This is a genomic window from Sediminibacillus halophilus (assembly GCF_900103695.1).
GTDB classification, from domain to species: domain Bacteria; phylum Bacillota; class Bacilli; order Bacillales; family Amphibacillaceae; genus Sediminibacillus; species Sediminibacillus halophilus.
Genome location: NZ_FNHF01000001.1, coordinates 732,976 through 755,099, shown reverse-complemented (window position 1 = coordinate 755,099; position 22,124 = coordinate 732,976). Strand labels below are relative to the sequence as shown.

17 protein-coding genes are annotated in these 22,124 nt (G+C 42.2%); 15 read left to right on the top strand and 2 right to left on the bottom strand.

The genetic code is table 11. The features are described 5' to 3' along the window. Window positions 1-94: 94 nt before the first annotated feature. On the bottom strand, window positions 95-4,549 hold the full coding sequence (locus tag BLR82_RS03815) for a glycoside hydrolase family 2 TIM barrel-domain containing protein (RefSeq protein ID WP_074597655.1): 4,455 nt from the start codon (window positions 4,547-4,549) through the stop codon (window positions 95-97). 499 nt (window positions 4,550-5,048) lie between these two features. On the opposite strand from BLR82_RS03815, the gene kynU reads away from it, so the two are divergent. Genes kynU through BLR82_RS03795 form a run of 4 tightly spaced genes read left to right on the top strand, consistent with a single transcriptional unit; the run spans window position 5,049 to window position 9,230 of the window. Further along, a complete protein-coding gene (gene kynU / locus BLR82_RS03810; RefSeq protein ID WP_074597654.1) occupies window positions 5,049-6,341 on the top strand; it encodes a kynureninase in 1,293 nt (430 codons plus the stop codon). 1 nt (window position 6,342) lies between these two features. Next, the gene (kynB, locus tag BLR82_RS03805) at window positions 6,343-6,972 is read left to right on the top strand and encodes an arylformamidase (protein ID WP_074597653.1); all 630 of its coding nucleotides are present in this window, start codon (window positions 6,343-6,345) and stop codon (window positions 6,970-6,972) included. A gap of 18 nt (window positions 6,973-6,990) precedes the next feature. Beyond that, entirely contained in the window at window positions 6,991-7,830 is an 840-nt protein-coding gene (gene kynA, locus BLR82_RS03800) for a tryptophan 2,3-dioxygenase (RefSeq protein WP_139186884.1), read from the top strand. Between the two features lie 47 nt (window positions 7,831-7,877). Further along, complete coding sequence (locus BLR82_RS03795) at window positions 7,878-9,230, top strand: sodium-dependent transporter (protein WP_074597651.1); 1,353 nt, start codon at window positions 7,878-7,880, stop codon at window positions 9,228-9,230. Window positions 9,231-9,338: 108 nt separating this feature from the next. Here BLR82_RS03795 and BLR82_RS03790 read toward each other — a convergent pair whose 3' ends face one another. Next, window positions 9,339-9,644 carry an iron-sulfur cluster assembly accessory protein gene (locus BLR82_RS03790; RefSeq protein ID WP_074597650.1) on the bottom strand — a complete coding sequence of 102 codons (306 nt, stop codon included), beginning with the start codon at window positions 9,642-9,644 and terminating at the stop codon, window positions 9,339-9,341. A 413-nt stretch (window positions 9,645-10,057) separates the two neighbouring features. Here BLR82_RS03790 and BLR82_RS20720 point away from each other — a divergent pair, with 413 nt between their 5' ends. The 11 genes from BLR82_RS20720 (at window position 10,058) to BLR82_RS03740 (ending at window position 22,015) form a co-directional block, all read left to right on the top strand. Further along, entirely contained in the window at window positions 10,058-10,195 is a 138-nt protein-coding gene (locus BLR82_RS20720; protein ID WP_139186883.1) for an FbpB family small basic protein, read from the top strand. Then, window positions 10,195-10,632 (top strand): DUF5392 family protein, encoded by a 438-nt coding sequence (locus tag BLR82_RS03785; protein WP_083334694.1) that lies wholly within the window; start codon window positions 10,195-10,197, stop codon window positions 10,630-10,632. Before BLR82_RS20720 ends, BLR82_RS03785 begins: the two co-directional genes overlap by 1 nt. Window positions 10,633-11,051: 419 nt before the next feature. Beyond that, entirely contained in the window at window positions 11,052-12,320 is a 1,269-nt protein-coding gene (locus BLR82_RS03780) for an extracellular solute-binding protein (RefSeq protein WP_074597649.1), read from the top strand. Between the two features lie 42 nt (window positions 12,321-12,362). Then, a complete protein-coding gene (locus BLR82_RS03775) occupies window positions 12,363-13,259 on the top strand; it encodes a carbohydrate ABC transporter permease (protein ID WP_425440886.1) in 897 nt (298 codons plus the stop codon). 94 nt (window positions 13,260-13,353) lie between these two features. Further along, window positions 13,354-14,154, top strand: a complete 801-nt coding sequence (locus BLR82_RS03770) for a carbohydrate ABC transporter permease (protein ID WP_245693666.1) — start codon at window positions 13,354-13,356, stop codon at window positions 14,152-14,154. Window positions 14,155-14,188: 34 nt separating this feature from the next. Then, on the top strand, window positions 14,189-15,958 hold the full coding sequence (locus BLR82_RS03765; protein WP_074597647.1) for a cache domain-containing sensor histidine kinase: 1,770 nt from the start codon (window positions 14,189-14,191) through the stop codon (window positions 15,956-15,958). Next, on the top strand, window positions 15,948-17,507 hold the full coding sequence (locus BLR82_RS03760; RefSeq protein ID WP_175486742.1) for a response regulator transcription factor: 1,560 nt from the start codon (window positions 15,948-15,950) through the stop codon (window positions 17,505-17,507). The genes BLR82_RS03765 and BLR82_RS03760 overlap by 11 nt, the downstream gene beginning before the upstream one ends. A 40-nt stretch (window positions 17,508-17,547) precedes the next feature. Further along, window positions 17,548-18,978 (top strand): glycoside hydrolase family 1 protein, encoded by a 1,431-nt coding sequence (locus BLR82_RS03755; RefSeq protein WP_074597645.1) that lies wholly within the window; start codon window positions 17,548-17,550, stop codon window positions 18,976-18,978. A 66-nt stretch (window positions 18,979-19,044) separates the two neighbouring features. Then, complete coding sequence (locus BLR82_RS03750) at window positions 19,045-19,947, top strand: ROK family protein (RefSeq protein WP_074597644.1); 903 nt, start codon at window positions 19,045-19,047, stop codon at window positions 19,945-19,947. A 461-nt stretch (window positions 19,948-20,408) separates the two neighbouring features. Further along, a complete protein-coding gene (locus BLR82_RS03745) occupies window positions 20,409-21,017 on the top strand; it encodes a 3'-5' exonuclease (RefSeq protein WP_074597643.1) in 609 nt (202 codons plus the stop codon). 101 nt (window positions 21,018-21,118) lie between these two features. Next, complete coding sequence (locus tag BLR82_RS03740; RefSeq protein WP_074597642.1) at window positions 21,119-22,015, top strand: ROK family protein; 897 nt, start codon at window positions 21,119-21,121, stop codon at window positions 22,013-22,015. The last annotated feature ends 109 nt before the right edge of the window (window positions 22,016-22,124 follow it).

Below are 22,124 nucleotides of genomic sequence, written 5' to 3'. Positions count from 1 at the left end.
TTAATGGGATGGACAAAAAATCCAAAAAGCATACCTTTTTTAATAGAAAAAACGTCCAGCTGCCTCTTTCAAAAGAGAGGCAGCTGGTCACCGTTCACTTTATTGTGGCATTTCCCCAGTCGGCATGGTCATAACTATTTCCATCATCTGCATCTGTTACAACCAGTTTCAAAATTTCTACCCCTTCGATGTCCACTGATAGTGCATCAGCTGGAGTATCGCCGTTCTTTGTTTCACTTTCATAAAGCTTCTCTTCATCTCCGTACACTTCAAATGTTACAGATCCACTACTGCCTACTTCGGCGTCAACCCCGGCCGTTGCCTCAAATTTTTTGGCTCCAATTCCTGTTAGGTCAAAAACGATTTCAGAATTGGCATGCGTACCGATCCCTTTTTCAAACTGGCGAACGCCATCCTTTGTCATTAAACGCAGATCATTGCCTTCCACCGATTTATCTCTTTGTACCGAGCGCCATCCGCTGTTGGCACTTCTCCAGTCCATATCACTGAGGTACAGTTCATCAAAGGTTTCAAACTGGATAGTGTAGGTTTGTTCCAACAAACCGTCGTTTGATCGAGCCTTGATAATTGCTTGACCAGGTATTTCCACCGCTTGAACAATTTCAAGGTCAACATGGTCATCAATTGGTACGGCCTCAACTTTCGGTATCTCGGTAAGGCTTCCGGTTAAATAATGCTTCGTGTACTCGGTTTTTCCCGGGTGGAACCCTTGGAGAGTTTTGCCATCAACTTCGATGCTTTTCACCAGGTTGGTCGTTATCAGTTTATTACTCTCTTCCATGGCGGATTGGTCATTTGAAATCGGCTTGAGACGATAGGAATAGCTATAAGACTTATCAGCTTGTAGGGTGAATTCTGGATGAGGACGTGCTCCCCAGCTGTCGTCACCGCCTAATCCCATTTGGTGGTAATCGAGACTAACAAAGATATCGTCCTTTTTCTCTAATTCATAGGGATGCGCATGGTTTTCCAAATCCTGTTCCGTATAGTGTAAAGCGCCGACTTCCAGAGATGGCTGGCCGATTGCCATTAAGCCAATGCCTTGTTTATTGGTAAAAGTCGTCCAGCGGACTCCGGTGTGGTTTCCGGTTTCCTGTGGCTCTAAGTACGGGATGAATTGTTCCTCTACCGTACTTTGATACAAGCCGATGTCCGCCGCCTTGTTACGATCCCAATAGTTCTCATGCGGTCCCCGGCCAAACCAGGTCATCGCTTCATAATCCTTTGGCAATGTCAACTCCATTCCGATTGCAGGGATCTCTGGAAGATCCTCACCAGGCCTCAAGGTACTATCTATCACGACATCGCCACTTCCGTAAATGACGTACGATACACTGTAAGAGGATGTGTTGGTTGTCGGCAATGTAGACTGGACATTGATTTTGACAGCTTTGTCGCCTATCGGAATTACTTTTACTTCGTCAATCGTCCTATTTTTGCCCGCCTCACGCCAAGTGGCTGCTCTAGAAGGCATTCCATTTCCTTTGTCATTATCATTCGGCGCCCTCCAGAAATCGGGTTCCGGTCCTTCTTTGATCAATTGGTTTTCGCGGAAGGAAAAGCTGGAGATTGTTCCGGCTTCCTTATCGAAGTCCAATTGAAATTGGTCTCCTTCAACAGTAACTGAATCGTTCGTTTCTTCCAATTTCATGCTTGGCATTTGAGAAAGGTCTTCTACAGGCTGGTCTGGTACTTCGTAGGGGATTTTCAGCTGTTCCGATGCTACTATGTGCCCTTTATTTGCCCAATCTGTCTTATGAGAAAGCGTGAAACGAATGTTCAGCCAATACTCAGCACCAGGGGTCAATTCCGGCTGACTGTATCCAAGATCTATCTGCTTTATTTCTCCCGGTTCGATATTTAGCTTTTTCTCTTTTCCTTTTTCTATCGTTTTATCATTCTCCTTTAATTTCCACTCCAAATCATAGTTGCTCAGGTTGGTAAATAAAAAGTCATTTTGAATGTTGATTGTACCATCAATCAAGTCTTCTCCGGTGACCTTGATATTTTGATACATTTTTTTGACTTCCCAAAGTTCAGGCTGAATGGTGCGGTCTGGGAAGACGAGTCCATTAGCAAGAAAGTTACCGTCATTTGGATTGTCTCCCCAGTCTCCGCCGTAAGCAAAGTATTCTTTTTGCTCAAATTCTTCCTCAGTGACTTTGTTGAAGTCCATCCATAGTACGGTGGAACTGTCCGGCTCTCTACTGCTCGTCAATTCTTCCGCCGTTAAAGGCCGGTTATGAATGGCAGCTTGGTCAATGACTGCAGTAGTCACACGGTTGGCTTCTGTGTTCCGGCCGATATTGACAGCAAAAGCATTGCTGGTGATTTCTCCATCATAAGCTTTTTCACCCAATAGTTGTCCGTCCACATATAGTTTTAAAGTATGCCCATCATAAACCCCCGCTACATGGTGCCAATTGCCTTCCCAGTTGTCGGGAAGAGGAGCGGATACAGTTACCCATGGATTGGAGAGATTTTGGTTATAAACAAAAAACTCCAGTCGGCTGCCATTTTGTTTTAATGCATACTGACTGTCTCCTTTCGCGATAAATGGACTGTGGGTACTGGTTGCTTCGGGTTTTACCCAAGCCTCCAAAGTCAGTTGTTTCTCCGTTATGTCCAGCTTCTTTTCTTGTGGGACGGAAACATATCCATCGATTGCTTTACCATCTTCTCCTTCTATCGATTCACCAAACAAACGGCCATCGACAGGGTTAGCGCTTTGATCATTGACGATTTTTTTGACTGGTGTAGGTTCACGCAGTGATTGGTCGACCCAATCCCAAATAAATCCACCTTGAAGGTTCGGATACTTGTTGATAACATCCCAATACTTATATAGATTGCCGACGCTGTTTCCCATGGCATGGGCATATTCGCAAAGGATATATGGTTTATCATTCCCCGACTTGCCATAGCTTTCGACTGAAGTGACGGAAGGGTACATATGACTTTCTATGTCAGTCCAGCGATTATCCCCTTCATAATGGACAAGTCTGGTAGGGTCAGCTTCATGAGCCCACTCTGCCATTTTTTTAAAGGTTTCACCGCGGCCGGCCTCGTTACCCAATGACCATATCAGTACGGATGGGTGGTTCTTGTCCCTTTCGATCATAGACTCCAGCCTGTCCAATGAGGCATCAAGCCATTGCGGATCACTAGCCGGCAAAATGTTGTTTGCCCCGTGTGACTCCAGATTAGTTTCATCAATCAAGTAGAGCCCGTATTCGTCTGCGAGTTCGTACCACCGCTCATTGTTGGGATAGTGAGAAGTACGTACCGCGTTAATATTAAACTTTTTCATTAATTTTATATCTTTAATCATCGTTTCTTCGGAGATATTGCGGCCAGTATCCGGATCGATTTCATGTCTGTTTACTCCTTTGAAGACGATAGGTTTCCCGTTTAAATGCATTTGCCCCTCTTTTAATTCGAATTCACGAAAACCGATTTTACTGCTTTCTGTTTCAATTATATTCCCATTGCTGTCCTTAAGAACAAGCACCAACTTATACAGGTTCGGATTTTCTGCTGACCATTTTTTCGGGTTTTTGATTAGTTGACTGCCGTTTCGAGTAATTGCTTGCTTCCCATCCAGGCGAACATCCATTTTAATGGGTTCTTTACCAACGAGTTTGTTGTCTTCATTATATAGATGAGCTTCAACTTGGTATTCATTGGCTTCTCTGCTTTCCGAGAAGTTCTGAACATCGACTTCTACATCCAAGGAAGCGTCCACATATGCTTCATCTAAATCCGTTGTTACCGTGAAGTCGCTTATGTGTGTGGATGGAGTACTGTATAAATATACATCCCGGAATATACCGCTAAGCCTGACAAAGTCCTGGTCCTCCAGCCAGCTGCCGTCCGACCACCGATACACTTCAACCGCCACTGAATTTTCACCTGGATGAAGATAATCGGAAATATCAAATTCTGCCGGTGTATAACTGTCTTCACTGTAACCGACTTTTTCGCCATTTATCCATACATAAAAAGCTGATTCGACCCCTTTGAAGGAAAGGAATACCTCCCTGCCGTCCCAGTTGTCTGGAATAGTAAATGTACGTTTATAAGAGCCGACAGGATTGTAGAGAGTAGGTGCCTTAGGCGCTTCAGGCTGCTCATACCCTGTCCAGGGATACGTAATATTGGTATAAATCGGATAATCAAAGCCCTGCAGCTGCCAGTTGCCGGGGACTTGGATCGTATCCCAATTTGATACGTCATAGGAATTCTTGTAAAAGTCCTCTGGCCGGCCTTCCGGGTTTTTGGACCAGTGGAAACGCCAATCACCATTCAAGGACTTATAAAAGGATGAGACAGTCCTATCTCCTGCTAATGCTGCTTTTATAGAACCATAAGGCATTAAAGTAGCGTGAGCAGGTTCGCGATTTACTTCGAACGTTTCTGGGTTGTTGTTCCATTCTGGTTCGGAGTTATCCGCAGCTTCAACACTTGCCGAAACGACGAAAAAAAGAAAAAGTAAAGCTGATAAAACTATAATCCATTGTTTCTTCATTACTCAACGTCCTCCTTTTTCTTTGATTAAGATAAGAAAGCTAGAGTAATTCCTCCTTTCAAGGATTAAATTAAGCACCTTTATAAGAATGAAAGCTGCTTGTGCCAAATAAATACGCAGAGAACGGAAGCCAACAATAACGTGGTGTAGGACAAAGGTGGGAATCGGGGAGCGCTTATGCCAGTTTAAGTAAACGCTTACATAGACTATAATTGTTTTTGATAGAAATACCAGGGATAAAAACTGGATAATTTTAAGATTTTCTTCAAATTTTTAAGATTGCTAAACCCCTTTGAGAGCTGCTTAGTACTAAGGACTTAACTGGAGCAATCGCTTAAGCGGAAGATAGATAAATAGAATTAACGCTTTATTACTAAGAGAAGCTGGTTGGATGATAACGCAAAAAGGAATCAGGGCAGCATTCTGGCAGTCGTTGACATCCTTGCAGGTAAACTATATAGTCGAATTGACAGAATTTTTCAAAAGGAGGCGGAGACTGATGGAAATAAAACAGGACGAAAATTGGTGGAGCAGAGACTACGCAAAACAACTGGATCAACAGGACCCACTAGCCGACTTTCGCAATGAATTTTACATAGAAAAGGATATTATCTACTTTGACGGCAATTCATTGGGATTGCTCTCAAAGCCTGCAGAAAAAGCTGTCCATCATGTGTTGGATTCTTGGAAACAATTCGGTATTAACGGCTGGACTTCAGGAGAAAACCCATGGTACTACTTGGCGGAGTCGCTAGGGGAGTTATCTGCACCGTTAGTAGGGGCTGAACCGGAGGAAGTGGTCGTCACTGGTTCAACCACAATTAATTTGCACCAGCTTGTCGCCAGTTTTTATCAGCCAAGTGGCAGCAGGACTAAAATTTTAGCGGATGAACTTAATTTTCCTTCAGATATTTACGCTTTACAGAGCCAGCTAGAGCAAAAAGGATATGATCCGGATAAACATCTCATCCAAGTGAAAAGCACGGACGGCAGAACACTGGATGAACAACAGATTATTTCGGAAATGACGGACGAAATTGCTCTGATCGTGTTGCCGAGTGTCCTTTACCGAAGTGGTCAGGTGCTTGATATCAAACGTTTGACCGAGGCTGCACATTCACGTGGAATTCTGATTGGTTTTGACTTGTGTCATTCTATTGGTGTAATACCCCATCAATTGGATGAATGGGAAGTCGACTTTGCTTTCTGGTGTACATACAAGCATTTGAATGGCGGGCCAGGGAGTGTGGGAGGTCTGTATGTAAACCGGCGCTTTTTCGGCAGGAACCCTGGTTTAGCTGGGTGGTTCAGTTCGGACAAAGAAAAACAATTTGATATGGAGCATAACTTAAGTCCGGCAGCTACGGCGGGAGCCTTTCAAATCGGAACTCCTCACGTCCTCAGCATGGCTCCATTGATAGGTTCTTTAAATATGTTCGCGGAGGCAGGTATTGAACAGATTCGTACCAAATCACTGAAACTGACGGATTATTTACTATCCTTAGTGAGGCGTCGCTTGCATGGTTACCACTTTACGATAGCAAATCCTCTCTCGCATGATTCCCGTGGTGGTCATATTTTCATCGAGCATGAAGAGGCTGTCCGGATATGCAAAGCGTTGAAGGAGGCAGGGGTGATCCCGGATTTTCGGGCTCCCAACGGTATAAGACTGGCGCCCGTTGCTCTATATAATACATTTGAAGAAGTGTGGCAGGTAGTCGATTTATTAAGGACTATCATGGAAGAAGAGCGTTTTCTGCGCTTTGAAAAGAAGCGGGAGGTAATAGCATAAAATGAAATCATCAGAATGGATAGATATCACTCAACCCCTGTCGGACAGGATTGCTCACTGGCCGGGAGATGAACCATTTTCCTACCGCCTTACCTTTTCCAAAGAACAAACGGGCTCCGTTAATATTGGTCAAATCAGTGCCAGCTGTCATACAGGTACTCACATTGATGCACCTTTTCATTATAATAACCAAGGCAAACGTGTTCTTGATATCCCGGTTGACACGTACATCGGTCCGGCTAAAGTTATTGACGTATCTCATACAGAAAAAATCGATGCAAACATTCTGTCGAAAAACCAGCTTGATGGGGTTAAACGATTGCTCTTGCACAGCTCGCTTCCGAATATACCTGAACGATTTCCCGAAAAAATGCCTCTGCTTGATCCAGATATTGGCCCCTTTTTAAAAGAACGGGGAGTAGAGCTTTTAGGAGTCGACATGCCATCTGTTGACCCAATAGAAAGTAAGGAATTACCAGTTCATCATGCTTTACATGATAACAATATATATATACTGGAAAACATCATGCTCGATCATATAGTTCCTGGAGAATATGAACTCATCGCTCTGCCATTAGCACTGGAAGAAGCTGACGGGAGCCCGGTACGTGCAGTACTACGATGTCTGTAAATGAAGAGGAGGAAAGAAATGACTGACAGAAACAATGATTCTAGAGAAAATGGCATCCATACCGATTTTTTGGAAAAAATGACGTACAGCGATTATTTAGATCTCGATCGTTTGTTGTCCAGTCAGAAGCCGCTATCTGATCACCATGATGAAATGCTGTTTATTATCATTCACCAAGTGAGTGAGCTGTGGATGAAACTGATTCTGCATGAAATTCAATCGGCGATTCAGGCGATTCATAATGGGAAGTTGTCAGAAGCCTTCAAAATGCTGGCGCGAGTGAAGAAAACCCAAAAACAAATTATCGCCGCCTGGGATGTGTTGTCTACTTTGACTCCCAGCGAATATATTGAGTTTCGGGATAAGCTCGGCCAGGCCTCTGGGTTTCAATCCTATCAATATCGGCTGATCGAGTTTTCACTGGGCTATAAAACATCACATGCATTAAAAATCTATCAGCAAAATCCCGTGATCTATCAGCAATTATTGGAGGCTTATCGTGCGCCCGGTTTATATGATGCCGCCATACAGGCCCTTGATAGGGCGGGTCTGCCAATCAATCCCGAAATTTTAGAAAGGGATTTTTCTGAACCATATGAAGCTGATGCTAGTGTGGAAAAAGCTTGGCTGAAGGTTTATGAAAATATCGATCAATACTGGTCGCTTTATGAGCTGGCAGAGAAGCTGGTCGACATTGAGGATTTCCTGCAACAGTGGCGGTTCCGTCACATGAAAACAGTTGAACGGATCATAGGTCATAAGACGGGGACGGGTGGATCTTCGGGGGTGGGTTATTTAAAAAAGGTCCTCGATCATTATTTTTTTCCTGAGTTGTGGAATTTGCGGACGAAAATATAGCGAATAGATTACCTTTTATATTAAAATAGCAGAATTGGAGGGATGATATGAAAACTAATCGAGAGCAGTGGTCCTCAAAAATAGGATTTATTCTTTCGACGGCGGGGGCTGCAATCGGCCTTGGTGCGATTTGGAAATTTCCTTATGTTACCGGGATGAACGGCGGGGGAGCGTTTTTTCTGATATTTGTTGTTTTTACAGTATTGATCGGACTGCCCTTGTTGATTTCTGAGCTCATAATAGGTAGAGGAGCAGGTAAAGAAGCCGTCACTGCTTATAAAGTTCTTGCACCTCGTTCCCACTGGCCTTGGATTGGCAGGCTTGGTATAGTAGGTTGTTTTTTGCTTCTGTCTTTTTATAGCGTAGTGGGAGGCTGGGTATTGATATACAGTGTCAGAGCAATACCCGGAATGGTGATCACCGATTCTGCTGACTATGGGGAGATGTTTGGTTCTGTCACAGGAAGTCCGCTGGCTACGTTAATCGGCCTTGCCCTATTTTTGCTTATTAATATTATCGTTATTTCATACGGAATTAAGAAAGGGATCGAACAGGCAAGCAAACTGTTGATGCCGCTGTTATTTATCTTTTTCATCATTCTGGTTATCAGATCCTTGACGCTGGATGGCGCAATGGAGGGGGTTCGCTTTTTCTTGCGTCCTGACTTTTCCAACATAACCGGGGAAGGGGTACTGTATGCTTTAGGACAATCTTTTTTCTCTTTGGCTGTTGGTTTTTCATGCATGGTTACATACAGCTCTTATCTGAATAAAGAAGTGAGCATCCCGTCATCGGCTGGAAGTGTTGTCGGGATGAACATCTTCGTTTCCCTTCTGGCCGGACTGGCAATCTTTCCGGTTGTTTTCGCCTTTGGACTTGAACCGACAGAAGGACCAGGCTTATTGTTCATCGTACTCCCATCTGTGTTTTCCCAAATGCCATTTGGTGAGCTGTTTCTATGTCTTTTTCTGTTATTGTTTTTGTTCGCTACGTTGACTTCTTCATTCAGCCTGTTGGAAATCATTGTTTCAGCTTTCACAGAAAGCGGGAAACGGCGCCGAAAACCCGTTACGCTAATCGCCGGGATTGTGGTATTTTTTGCCGGAATACCGGCTGCCCTTTCTTCTAGTACGATAAGCGGATTCCATATATTCGGGCTAACTGTTTTTGATGCGACCGACTATCTGGTAAGTAACATACTGCTTCCGATTGGAAGTCTGCTAATCGCTGTCTTTATTGTACATCGGATGGAGAGTTCCCTGGTGGAACAGGAATTCAAGCTTAGTTCAGGGCTGGCTTCTCCGTGGTATGCTATATGGAAAAGCCTGATGCGTTACCTAATCCCGCTTACTATTATTGTCGTGTTTCTCACAACGATCGGAATTTTCGGATCAGCGTGATTGAGTGAAGAGGATGTTGAATCAGCATTCAAATTATATGGTTGGATTGCAAACATATAGAAGAATCCTTTCTACAAAGAATGCCGCCGTATAACGGCGGCATTGATTTTAATGAATATGGGGCGGGTGGCCCTTCGAGGAATTGGTGATTTTAAATCCTTCGGTAGGTATATAAAAGTATTGAATCCAAACGCCGTCCAGAAAATCTTCCCTGCTATCCATCAACACATCGATTTCCTTATCTGTTTGAACGATTTCGTCGTGTTCTTTCGGATAATCGAGCGTCAGGTCGTAATGGGCATGATTTCCATGGAACTCAGAAACAAAGACCCGGAGCATTTGTCCTTCTGCTCCATCATCGGCAAGCCATTGCTTGATTTTTTTGGCAGCATTGCGATTTATTTTGCATTTCATGGTATCATTCCTCCTTAAAGTGTATTATCCCTTCTTGAATTAAAAAAAGAAAGAAATCAGGCTTGCATTGCGAGCGAAGGAAAATCTCTTCATCGGACGACCGCGCTGGGAATCAGTAATAGAGATAAAACAGAGGTGTCACTAATTAAAGCACATAATAGTTTGACAATTGAACATGACGTTGCTATTATATTATTATAAATTAATAATCCTTTAAGGGGAGTAGCTTTTACGGCAAAGTCGTCAATACAGAGTTTTTCACTCTCGGCTTTGTTGGCAACTTTTCGTTGTTAGCAAGACCTTACCTGTTGAGAGGTATAGGTCGTTTTTTAATTTAAACAGACCTATACCGCAATCGGTATAGGTCTTTTTGTTTTATGTAGGCGGAACTAGCTGTTAAGGAGGAAAAAAACATGAGGAAGAATATTTCGTTTTCGACATTAATAGAAGAAAATAAACAAGAGTTAACCAGGAATTCACAGGAAGTGGAGAGGATTGAAAAATTGTTGGACGATAAATACCTAAAAACAGGTAAGGGGGATGGACAGTGATGAATAACTTTATGTTCCAGAACATGCCTGGATATATCCAACATGAAATTGAGGGAGTAATGAGCAAGGCAAAATCGTTGATAAAAAAGAATACGATTTTTACGCTTGTATCCATTCCGTTGATTGTTTTTTCGGTATGTAACTTGTTCATCCTTCTTTATCGTTATGGAGCAGGGACCGAAATGGTCTACATGCTCTTACTGTTTGCTTTATTAGGATCCATCGGCATAGCGCTGTATAAAGAAGCAAAAATGATCCGTAAAGAAATAAGGAAGGTCAGCAGTGAACAAATTATGGAGCGTATTGAGGCAAGTGATGTAGTCAATGATTACCAAAAGCGAGGGTTTATTGAAACAATCAAAAAACAACCGGTATTAGCCATGTCCGTGTTTATACAGTTTCTTCAGGAAGAAAAAAACCGGAAAGAAAACGAATAAAGAGAAATAAATTCTGCCAGGTGGTGAAATTTAAAAGTACACATAGAATTATTCAAGAACGATAGGTGAATTAGTGTATTACAAAGAAACAAGCCTGGACAAAAATAGTGGTTAAGCAAAACCGATCGAGGATTCGAAAACTTGCAATTCGAGCCCGTTCGGTTTTTCTTTATGGATTATAATTATTATCTGCGAATTAAGTTTCTCTGCAGAATAACACCCGAGCGAGGTATTTCTTTTCTTAGAAAGTAGCGACAAGAGAATCAGCAAAACAGAATGAAATGAAGTTTTCCAAATAGATAGAATGCTTTTTTCAAGTTCGTAAATTTTCGGATGATTTTGTAGGTTTACAGGATAGTGAGAAAAATGAAAGCTGTTACAATACTATGTAAGCGCTAGCAATCGGGAGGAGATAAGAAATGAAAAAAATAGGATGGCTGTTGGCAAGTTTACTTATATTGATTAGTTTAGCTGCATGTGGCGGAGAAAGCGATGAAGCTTCTGGTAGTGATGTAATAGAACTGACCGTTTGGAATGACTGGACAGAGGATCGGCCAGAGAATACCGTTTACAAAGATATGATCAAAAAATTCAATGAAGAAAACGAAGGAATCGAAGTGAAAATCGAAAGTATCCCGCATGACCAGTATGAAACCAAACTGCGCACACAAGCTGCAGGACAGCAGCTTCCTGATATGTTCCGAGTATGGCCGGGTACTCGAATTGCTCCGTTGGTAGAGGGAAACGCACTTCTTTCCTTAAATGAAATTGTCGACGAGTGGGAAGGGGTAATTCCGGAAGGTATCTTGAAGGATTATGCTATCGATGGAGAGCATTATGCGATTCCGGCAAATATCAGTGAGACCAGTCTGATTTTTTACCATAAAGATGCATTGGCAGAGGCAGGTTTTGATTCGTTTCCTGCTACTTACGAAGAACTGAAAAGTCTGATCGAAAAATTGAAAGAAAAGAATGTCACACCTATTGCTCTTGGGAACAAAGCAATTTGGCCGCTTCAGTCGGTATATATATCGACGATTGCAGACCGTTATACCGGAAGTGATTTTCTGGAAAAGGCGTTGAATGGTGAAGCATCCTTCACAGATGAACGATTTGTCAAAGCATTGTCTGTCATTGAAGAATTATCGAAAATGGATGCGTTTAATGGGAATATGAACACAATCGATGAAGCGCAATCGAGAAGCGAGTTTGTCAGTGGCAACACGGCAATGCATTTTGCCGGTTCGTGGGCTATTGGCCCGATATTGGACAGTGTCGAAGATCCAGATGCAATCGGAGTCGCCCCTTTCCCATCCTTTGAAGGCGGTGATGGCGATCCGGCCAAAATAGCCGGTGTTGCAGGCGGAGGTATTGCCTTGAACAGTGACTTGAGCGGAGAAAAAAAGGAAGCAGCTTTTAAATTCTTAAAGTTTTTCTACAGTGATGAGATGTTCCAAAAGTTAGTCAAAGCAAACATCATCGTCCCGGCTGACGTAGAAATGGATGATAGTATTCCTCAAGTATTTCAGGAAGCCAACAGCTTTGCACAAGGCGGACTGGCACCTGTCTATGATGCAACATTGACACCGGAACTGACCGATATTATTAATAATGGTTTACAATCAATAACCCTTGGTGAAAAAACGCCTGAAGAATTAGCGAAAGAGATGGAGAAAGAAACGGAGTAAACAAATTCATTGCGATAGGCTGCCATTATGGCGGCCTTTCCAATGAAAAAAGGAGGAATGGAGATGCAGGCAGCCGGAAAAACAAAAGGGGCCATCATCATCGGTTTATTACCTGCTATCTTGATTTATAGCGTATTTGCCATTCTGCCAATTATTCAATCGTTTTATTATTCGGTGATGGAATGGAATGGATTTTCGGAAATGTCATTTGTGGGCTTGGCAAACTTTCAAGCATTGTTTCAAGACGGTTTGTTTTGGAATTCGGTAAAAAACAACATTTACGTCGTATTGGCTTCCGTATTGGGGCAAGTACCGATTGCTCTGTTTATTGCATTGTTATTGAACAGAAAGTTGAAGGGACTGAAAATCTTCCGGACAATTGGTTTTTTGCCTGTCGTTTTATCCACTGTAGTCATCTCGTTAACCTGGAGCCTGATTTACAACTCGGAAAATGGTTTGATCAATGAATTACTTCGAATGGTCGGTCTTGGAGGATTGGCACAAAACTGGCTCGGTGATACAAACTGGTCAATGATCGCTGTTTGTGTGACGGTTATCTGGCAATTTGTGGGCCTGTATTTAATTATTTTTCTTGCCGCTTTGCAAAATGTACCAGAAGAAGTATTGGAGGCAGCAAGAATCGATGGCGCTTCCGAATGGACGACAACCTGGAAGGTAACGGTTCCGATGATATGGGATACAATCATCGTTGCAATCATTCTATGTATAGCCGGCAGTTTGAAAACTTTCGATTTAATCTATGTCATGACAAACGGCGGGCCATCCCACTCGACGGACGTAATGGCGCTTTATATGTTCAATGAAACCTTTAGCCAGCTGCAATATGGATATGGAAGCGCAGTATCCGTAGTGATATTTTTCTTCAGTTTAATTTTGATTTTTATTGTCACCAAATTACTGGGACGGAAAATGTTGTAAAAGGAGGACCAAGATGGAAACTACAGTAAAAACGTCGACTGGATCACAGATTGAAAGACGAAAAAGCCGTAAAAAGCCTGGTTGGAAACGGCTAATGATTTATATAGTCCTAATCTTATTTGCCATTGTAAATGCATATCCGATAATTTGGATGGTCATCAATTCATTCAAGTCAGAAAGTGAATTTGCTGTTAACCAATTCGGATTTCCGAGAGAATTTGTATTGGAAAACTATCAAAATGCTTGGGAAATAGCCAACTTTGGTGTCCTTTTTAAGAACAGTATATTCATCTGTGTCGCTGCTACTGTTATCACTGTATTAATAGGGGCGTTGGCTTCGTATTTTTTATCCAGATTCTCTTTTAAAATGAATAAATTTATTTATACATTTTTTATTTTCGGAATGCTGATTCCTATTCATGCTACCCTGGTTCCAATGTTTATCCTAATGCGTAATCTTGGATTGTTGAATACACCGATCACCTTGTTATTCCCATATATTGCTTTTCATTTACCGATAACGATTTTCATTTTAACAAGTTTTATGAAGGCTTTTCCAAAGGACATTGAGGAGTCAGCGATCATGGATGGATGTGGCATTTTCCGGATTTTCTGGTCCATTGTGCTGCCAATGTCCCGTCCGGCCCTTGCCACTGTGGTCATTCTTAACTTCATTTATAATTGGAATGAATTTTCCTTTGCCCTGGTACTGATTAACGATCCTGCTTTCCAGACATTGCCGTTGGGGCTGGCAAATTTCGCTGGTCAGTTCACCACCAACTATGGAGCACAAATGGCAGGATTGACCATGTCACTGATCCCAATAATCGCTATTTATTTAATGCTTGAAAAAGAAATCGTAAAAGGTATGACAGCCGGGGCGGTTAAGGGATAAGATAGAGCTAGTACTCGGGCAAGGATGGATGCGAATGTTCCGCCAATGGGGATTAAAAAAACAGTTTGCCACCGTTTTCCTGATATTAATCACTCTACCGACGATGTTTTTCGGTGCTTTGATCTACTACCAAACTACAAAAGCGTTTAAACAACAAGCAGCCGATCATACTATCGGACGCTTGGAAACAAGTGAGGAAACGTTGACATCTGCTATACGAAATGTAGAAAATATGACTTCCTTCATGATTTACGACGAAAATTTCCGGACTTTTTTCTCTTCGTCAAAATCGGAAATGACTAGTGAGGTCTACAAGCGGGCTGAAGAGGGGATAAAAGGTTACTTCACATTTCAGTTAACGTCGTTTGATTATATCGATTCTATCATGCTGGAATCAGGCAGTGGAAACAAGCTTCATTTTGGCAATCCAGTCACAGCGGATGAAGCTGTGTTAGACCAGGCAGCCACAGAGAAAGGCGGTGGTCTGTCCTGGAGCGGTTCCTATCAGGTCGAAAGTGACTGGGAAGGAAAAAAACAAGTGATCAGCCTTTCGAGAGAAATAAACGATCTCAACCATATAACAGAGCCAATCGGAAGAGTAAGGATTCGACTGGACCAGGCGGATTTATACCAAACTGTTAAAGGCGAAACTGCAGGTGGGCTGGGATACTTTTTTGTCATGACGGATCAAGGCGATGTAGTACTCCATCCTGACGAAGATATGGTTGGTAAACCATTCCCTGATCAGACGCTGATCGATCGAATTATCGCAAGCAGTCAGCGATCGATCAGCTATGAAACAAAGGACAGCCGCTATTTAGTCGTGAAAAAACAAATAGACGGAATGAATTGGTTTTCAGTGGCAGTCGTGAACCAGGGGGAAGTAGTTCAGGAGCTTTATAATGTACGGTCTCTCATTGTGGATATGATTTTGTTGCTATTGTTATTGGGCACCGTTGCTTTTGGCGGTTTTTATTTTTTCAATATCCGACGTATCTTGGAACTTACCGAACAGACCAAACAGCTGGAAAATGGTGATTTCACTGCCAATGTCCCCGTAAACACCAATGACGAAATCGGCAAGCTCGGTATGCGCTTCAACCAGATGGTGAAAACGATCCAGGTGTACATTAACCAGGAATACAAGCTGAAAATCAAACAAAAAGAGTCTGAACTACAAGCGATGCAAAACCAAATAGATCCTCATTTTTTATATAATACATTGGATATGATTCGCTGGACAGCAAGGTTGGAAAATGCCATGGAAACAGGCCATCTGATTGAACAGCTGTCAAAAATGTTCCGGATGAACTTAAACAAAGGGAATATGTGGGTCAAATTAGACGAAGAATTTGCTTATATTCGGCATTATCTCGAACTGCAGAAAAGCAGGATGGGGAGCCGTCTTCGATACAGTATTTTTTATGATGCGGGTATTGGCGAAGCATACACGATCAAGCAGATTCTACAGCCCCTGGTGGAAAACAGTATCCGCCATGGATTTAAAAATATTACCTATCAAGGGGAACTCCGTATCAGGGGATACAGACAGGGGAAGCAAATTTTAATTGATGTTGTGGATAACGGAGCAGGCTTCCTATCGTACAGTGAAAACGGAAATGAGGGTAGTGGTTTTGCGCTGAAACAGCTTCATGAACGATTATTGCTGGCTTTTGAGGAGGATGGAAAAATAAATCATATACCTTCCCCGAATGGAACTTGGATGCAAGTCAGGCTGCCACTGCTGGAAAAGAAACCGGAACAAAAGATTAACAAGGAATCGGGTGATTGGAATGACGTGTAAAATGCTAATCGTCGATGATGAACCGATTATCCGCAATGGATTGACAAAGACAATCCCGTGGGAAAAATACAATATCGAAATCGCGGAAGCAGCACATGACGGCTTAGACGCAATCAAAAAAATAAATGCTGTTGATGACGTAGATATCGTTGTAACCGACGTGCGAATGCCAAATCAAGATGGTTTACAGCTTGCCGCTTATTTAGCTGAATACTACCCTGCAATCCGTATCATCATTTTAAGCGGTTACGATGACTTCGAATATGCTAAGCAAGCGATGCATGCTGGTGTGAAAGATTACTTATTAAAACCAGTAGACATAGATGAATTGATTACGGTAGTAAGAAAAGTGTCAGAAGATATTCTGGAAGAACGTTCCCGTCATGCTCAGATGGAAGAGTCAGCGATTAGAAATGAACTTTACTACCAGGTTATGGATACACCAGTCAGTCATTTTCCTGACAAAAGTCTTGGTGAAAAAGTAAAGCTATTCCCTTTTGTTACCTTAATAAAAAATTACTCGATTCTACTAACAGAAGAAAGACGCAAACAGCTTACTGAATGGAAACGGCAATGGGAAGAAAGGATTTCCGGGATTTTTACTACAAGCGAAGTAACCTGTATTTCTTTCTTTACCGGGGAAAATTTGTTGTTGACCAGTCTGATTGTAAAACAGGAAGGAATAAAGATGGAAGAGATTGAACGCCTTCTGGTTTCGGGGATGAATGAATTAGAATTTCCGCTATACGCTCTTCTCCATAATCGATATATTCAGCTGAATGAGCTAGCGAATGTATATCGCCAGTTTGATCAATCGCTATCATTTTTGCCACTGGCTAATCAAGGAATACTCCATCTGCCAGTGCCCGATTCATGGCAAAGCGGTTGCAAGACATCAGATTTTCCGAGTGATAAGCTGATCGATTCTATTTTGCGAGGAGAAGAGGACAAGGTAAGGCGCCATACGGATGAGTTGTTTAACAGTTTTTGTTTAAATTCCTGTTCTCTCTCAGAAACGGCCACTGCAGCCCGGGAGATTATTTTCTCTGCCTACGAAAGGTGTCAGGGGTTGATGAGAAGACAAATCGATAGGAGACCGTCTCTGCAACAACCGCTCGATTTTCAGTACCACAACACGTATCAAGCAATCCGGGTTCTATTTGAAGAAGCTGTTCGATTGTTGATGGAGCAGTACCAATTGACTCGTACCGAAAACAATGACTGGCTGATGGAGCGTGCAGAAGCCTACATCAATAAATATTACACCTCAGAAATTAAAGCCCACGAAGTAGCCGATGTTATCAATATTTCTCCAAATTACTTCAGTTCTTTGTTCAAACAAAGGACTGGCAGGAATTTTAATGAATATGTGAATGAGCTTCGGGTCGAACAAGCGAAGACGTTACTTGCCGACACTCCTTTTAAAGTAAGGGAAATCGCAGAGCAGGTCGGTTACCATGAATACAAATATTTTGTAGAAGTATTTAAAAAATTTGCGGGGATGACACCAACAGAATTTCGAAAATGGAACACCGCCAAAGTAGAATGACTATTATTAAATTTTGTTATTTATAAAAGGAGCGATAACCATGCAAACAAAAATGATTAACGTACCAGAGAATTTCATAATGGGGGCGGCTGTTTCCGCCTGGCAGACAGAAGGTTGGTCAGGAAAAAAAGATAGTCAGGATTCCTATTTGGATTTATGGTACAAAAACAATCAAAACGTCTGGCATGATGGGTATGGACCTGCTGTAGCAACCGATTTTCGCAATCGCTACAAGGAGGACATCGGTTATATGAAGGAAATCGGCCTCACACACTTCCGGACTTCGATTAATTGGTCGCGATTTCTAGTAGACTATGAAAATGCTGTCGTGGATGAAGATTATGCCGCCTATATTGATGACATGATCAATGAATTGATTGCCAATGGAATAGAACCGATGCTTTGTCTGGAGCATTACGAGGTGCCAGCAGTTTTATTTGAAAACTATGGCGGGTGGGGGTCCGAGCATGTTGTCGAGCTGTTCGTAAAATATGCAGAAACAGTGTTCGAGCGATATGGTGATAAAGTTAAACACTGGTTCACTTTCAATGAACCGGTTGTCGTACAAACGAGGGTTTACTTGGATGCCATTCGTTATCCGTTTGAACAGAATACAAAGAAATGGATGCAATGGAACTATAACAAAGCACTGGCAACAGCCAAGGTTGTTGCTTTGTTTCGTAAGACGGGGCTGAATAAACGGGGAAAAATAGGTGTTATTCTAAACCCAGAAGTAACTTATGCCCGATCTACGGCCCCTCACGATCAAGAGGCGGCCCGAATCTACGATTTGTTTTTTAATCGTGTCTTTTTGGATCCCTCTATCAAAGGGGAATATCCAAAGGAACTATTTGAATTGATGGAAAAACACGGTATAACATTCGAGCATACCAAAGAGGAACTGCAAATCATCCAAACCAATACAGTTGATTATGTAGGACTCAATCTTTATTTTCCGCATCGAGTACAAGCTCGTACATCAGCTTGGAACGAACGGACCCCTTTCCATCCGGCATATTATTACGAAAAATTCGACCTGCCCGGCAAAAAGATGAACCCTTACCGAGGCTGGGAAATTTATCCGCAGATTATGTACGATATGGCGCTTCGGATGAAAGAGGAATATGGCAATATCGAATGGTTCATTGCTGAGAATGGAATGGGAGTAGAAAAGGAAAAGCGTTTTAAAAATAAGGATGGCATGATTGAGGATGATTACCGAATAGAATTTATCAGTGATCATTTAAAGTGGCTGTTAAAAGCAGTTGAAGAAGGTGTGAATTGTACTGGATATATGTTGTGGGCATTTTCTGATAATGTTTCCCCGATGAATGCATTTAAAAATCGTTATGGCCTTGTCGAAATCAATTTAGAAGATAATAGGAACCGCAAGCTTAAAAAGTCGGCTTACTGGTTTCAAAAATTGATTGCTGAAAGGCAATTCGAAACAATTATTGAGGAGTATAAATGAGATGGCATAAGGCTCAACACGGAACTGAAATCCTATCGCTTAATTAAGTTGGAGAGGGGGGGAAACGTGGACCACATTCTGGCAATAGATATAGGGGGAACATTCCTGAAGTATGGGATTGTTACCAGAGAAGGGGAGATCCTGTCAAACAGCAAAATAAAGACACCGAAAACCATTGATGAATTGCTGTTATTTCTTGAATCACAAGCAATGTCCCAACCATTTCTTGCCGGGATTGCTGTGAGTTCGCCGGGAGCCGTATCGGAAGCTGGTTTTGTATATGGTTCAAGTGCTGTTCATTATCTACATGGCCCGAACATGAAAGCGTTAATTAGGGAAAAAACCGGTCTGCCGGTCTTCATGGAAAATGATGCCCATTGTGCTGCCTATGCAGAAATTTGGAAAGGGGCAGCTGCAGGTAAAATGGATGTCATGGTAATAGTTATCGGGACGGGAATCGGCGGGGCTGTCATAAAAAATGGAAAGCTGCATAAAGGAGATCGTTTGCATGGAGGAGAATTCGGTTATATGCTGCTTAACTCTAATATCGAAAGCAGCGATGATGTCTGGAGCCGGATCGCCTCAATGAAGGCGCTTGTTAAAAAGGTTGCAAAGCGAAAGCGAATGGAGCCATCTACGCTGACAGGAGAAGAAATATTTGAAATGGCTGAAAATGGCGATCCAGTTTGCCGGGAAGCAGTGAACGATTTTTACCACCTGTTGGCAATCGGTATTTATAATTTGCAATATATTTATGATCCGGAAATCATACTTATCGGCGGCGGAATTAGTGCACGTCCAGACTTGATTGAACATATAAACGATAAGCTGGACCGAATATTGAGTCTGATCGATTTGGCGAAAATAAAACCACGTATACAATCCTGCCGTTTTCGTCAGCATGCAAATATACTTGGTGCAGTTTATGGCTGGCTGAAACAAGAACATAGCATAAACATAAAAGAATAGAAGTTAATAGATTTAGTAGTATAAATTTTCAAGAAAAACTAGTAAAACAAGACAGAGCTTGTAACAAAAGCATAGTGGCCACAACAAAACCGAACGATATTTCGAAATCATAATTATTCGAACTCGTTCGGTTTTTAAAATATTATTAAAAACTGCGAATTACTTTCTCTTTACAAGCGTGTAGGTAAGCAATTTGAAAAGATACTTCGCTTTCCGTGGATATGACCGCCGTTAACTTAATAAAGAAAACCGACTTATTAAGCGAGTTTACAGTTATAACTTGTACCTTTATCCCCTTATTTCAATGGAGCAGTTTTTCTTTCAACGTTATGATAGGGCCGGAATGATAGAGAAAAGAAAAATTGAGACTTTCTGAGCGGAAATAATTTTTGTTTGTCCGCACGACTTATTATATAATAGGAGTGAAAAGCGAGGAAAAAGCCTCATGTGGAGGGAATATTTTGCAAATAGCGGCAATAGACTTTGAAACGGCAAATCGTTACCGTACTAGTGCTTGTTCTATAGGCATTGTAATAGCTGATGAGAATGGCATAATAGATGAGTTTTATAGCTTGATAAACCCATTAATGGATTTTGATTCCTTTAATACGTATATACACGGCATCAGCGCACAAGACGTGGTGGATGCTCCGACTTTTGATGAACTGTGGCCCACTTTGATACCATACTTATCCGGCCGATTGGTCGTCGCCCATAATGCCAGCTTCGATATGAGCGTACTGCGACAGACCTTGGATCGATACGAAATAACTTATCCTGAATTTGACTATCTCTGTACAGTAACCATGTCTAAAAAGGTTTGGCCGGAATTGTCGAATCATAAGCTGCATACAGTAGCAGCACATAATGGTATTGAGTTTTATCATCATAATGCACTAGAAGATGCCAGAGCAGCGGCATTATTGATGGTAGAAGCAATCAAGCACCAACAGGTTGATGATCTCGACGCGTTGGCGGCTTTGCATGGTTGTAAAAAGGGCAGGATTTACGAGCGGGGTTATCACCCGCCCAAAACGCAGACCAGACGGCGAAAGTCTGCGAAACGGTAAGGCAGACTCATGCAGAAACAGGCAGCCACAGGCTGTCTTCTTTGTTTTTATGCTTGGAAGAAAAGACGGCGCTTGTTATTTAGAAATAAGAGGGTGGAGCAGTGGAAAAATATTTAGCTTTTGATATAGGTGGAACATTTATAAAATATGCTGTAATCAAGGAAGATGCAGAATTGGTGAAGAGTAGTAAAACGGCAACCCCGGAGACTCTTGGAGGATTGATCGGTTTAATCGCGCAGCACGCGGAAGCCAACACTGATGTATCCGGGATTGCAATCAGTGCTCCCGGAGCGGTATCGGAGGAAGGTGTTGTATATGGATCGAGTGCCTTGCCATATATACACGGACCCAATATCAAACAGATGGTAAAAGAAAAAACGAACCTGCCAGTATTCATGGAGAATGATGCCAACTGTGCGGGATATGCCGAGTTGTGGAAAGGAGCAGCACAAGGCAAGCAGGATGTACTGGCAGTTGTCATCGGTACAGGCATTGGCGGAGCAGTTATTAAAAATGGTTCCTTGCACAAAGGCGCGCATCTGCATGGCGGAGAATTCGGTTATATGCTTACACGTCCTGAGATTTCCGAAGAAGATAACACGTGGAGTGCAACGGCTTCTACCGCTGCTTTGGTTCGCATGGTAGCAGCTGCAAAGCGTGTCGAAAGCAGTTCGTTGTCCGGAGAAAAAATATTTTCCATGGCGGAAACCGGGGATAAGGATTGTATAAATGCAATTGACAGGTTTTATCATAATTTGGCTGTCGGTTTGTATAACTTGCAATACATATTTGATCCGGAATTGATATTAATTGGTGGTGGGATTAGTGCCAGGCCGGATTTAACCGACAAAATCGATGAAAAACTAGAGGAAATACTCCTCAGGGTCGATATTGCCACGATAAAGCCAAAGATAGCCGCTTGCCATTTCAGGCAAAATTCAAATTTGCTTGGAGCAGTTTATGGATTGAAGAAGCAAATCAATCCTTCTGACAATTAGTAGTACAATACTAGGTAAATTGTATGAATTTTCGTAAAACTCGGTTGACAATCTGTTAACCGAGTTTTATCATACTGCACATAACAACGTTGTTACATATGTAAGCGTT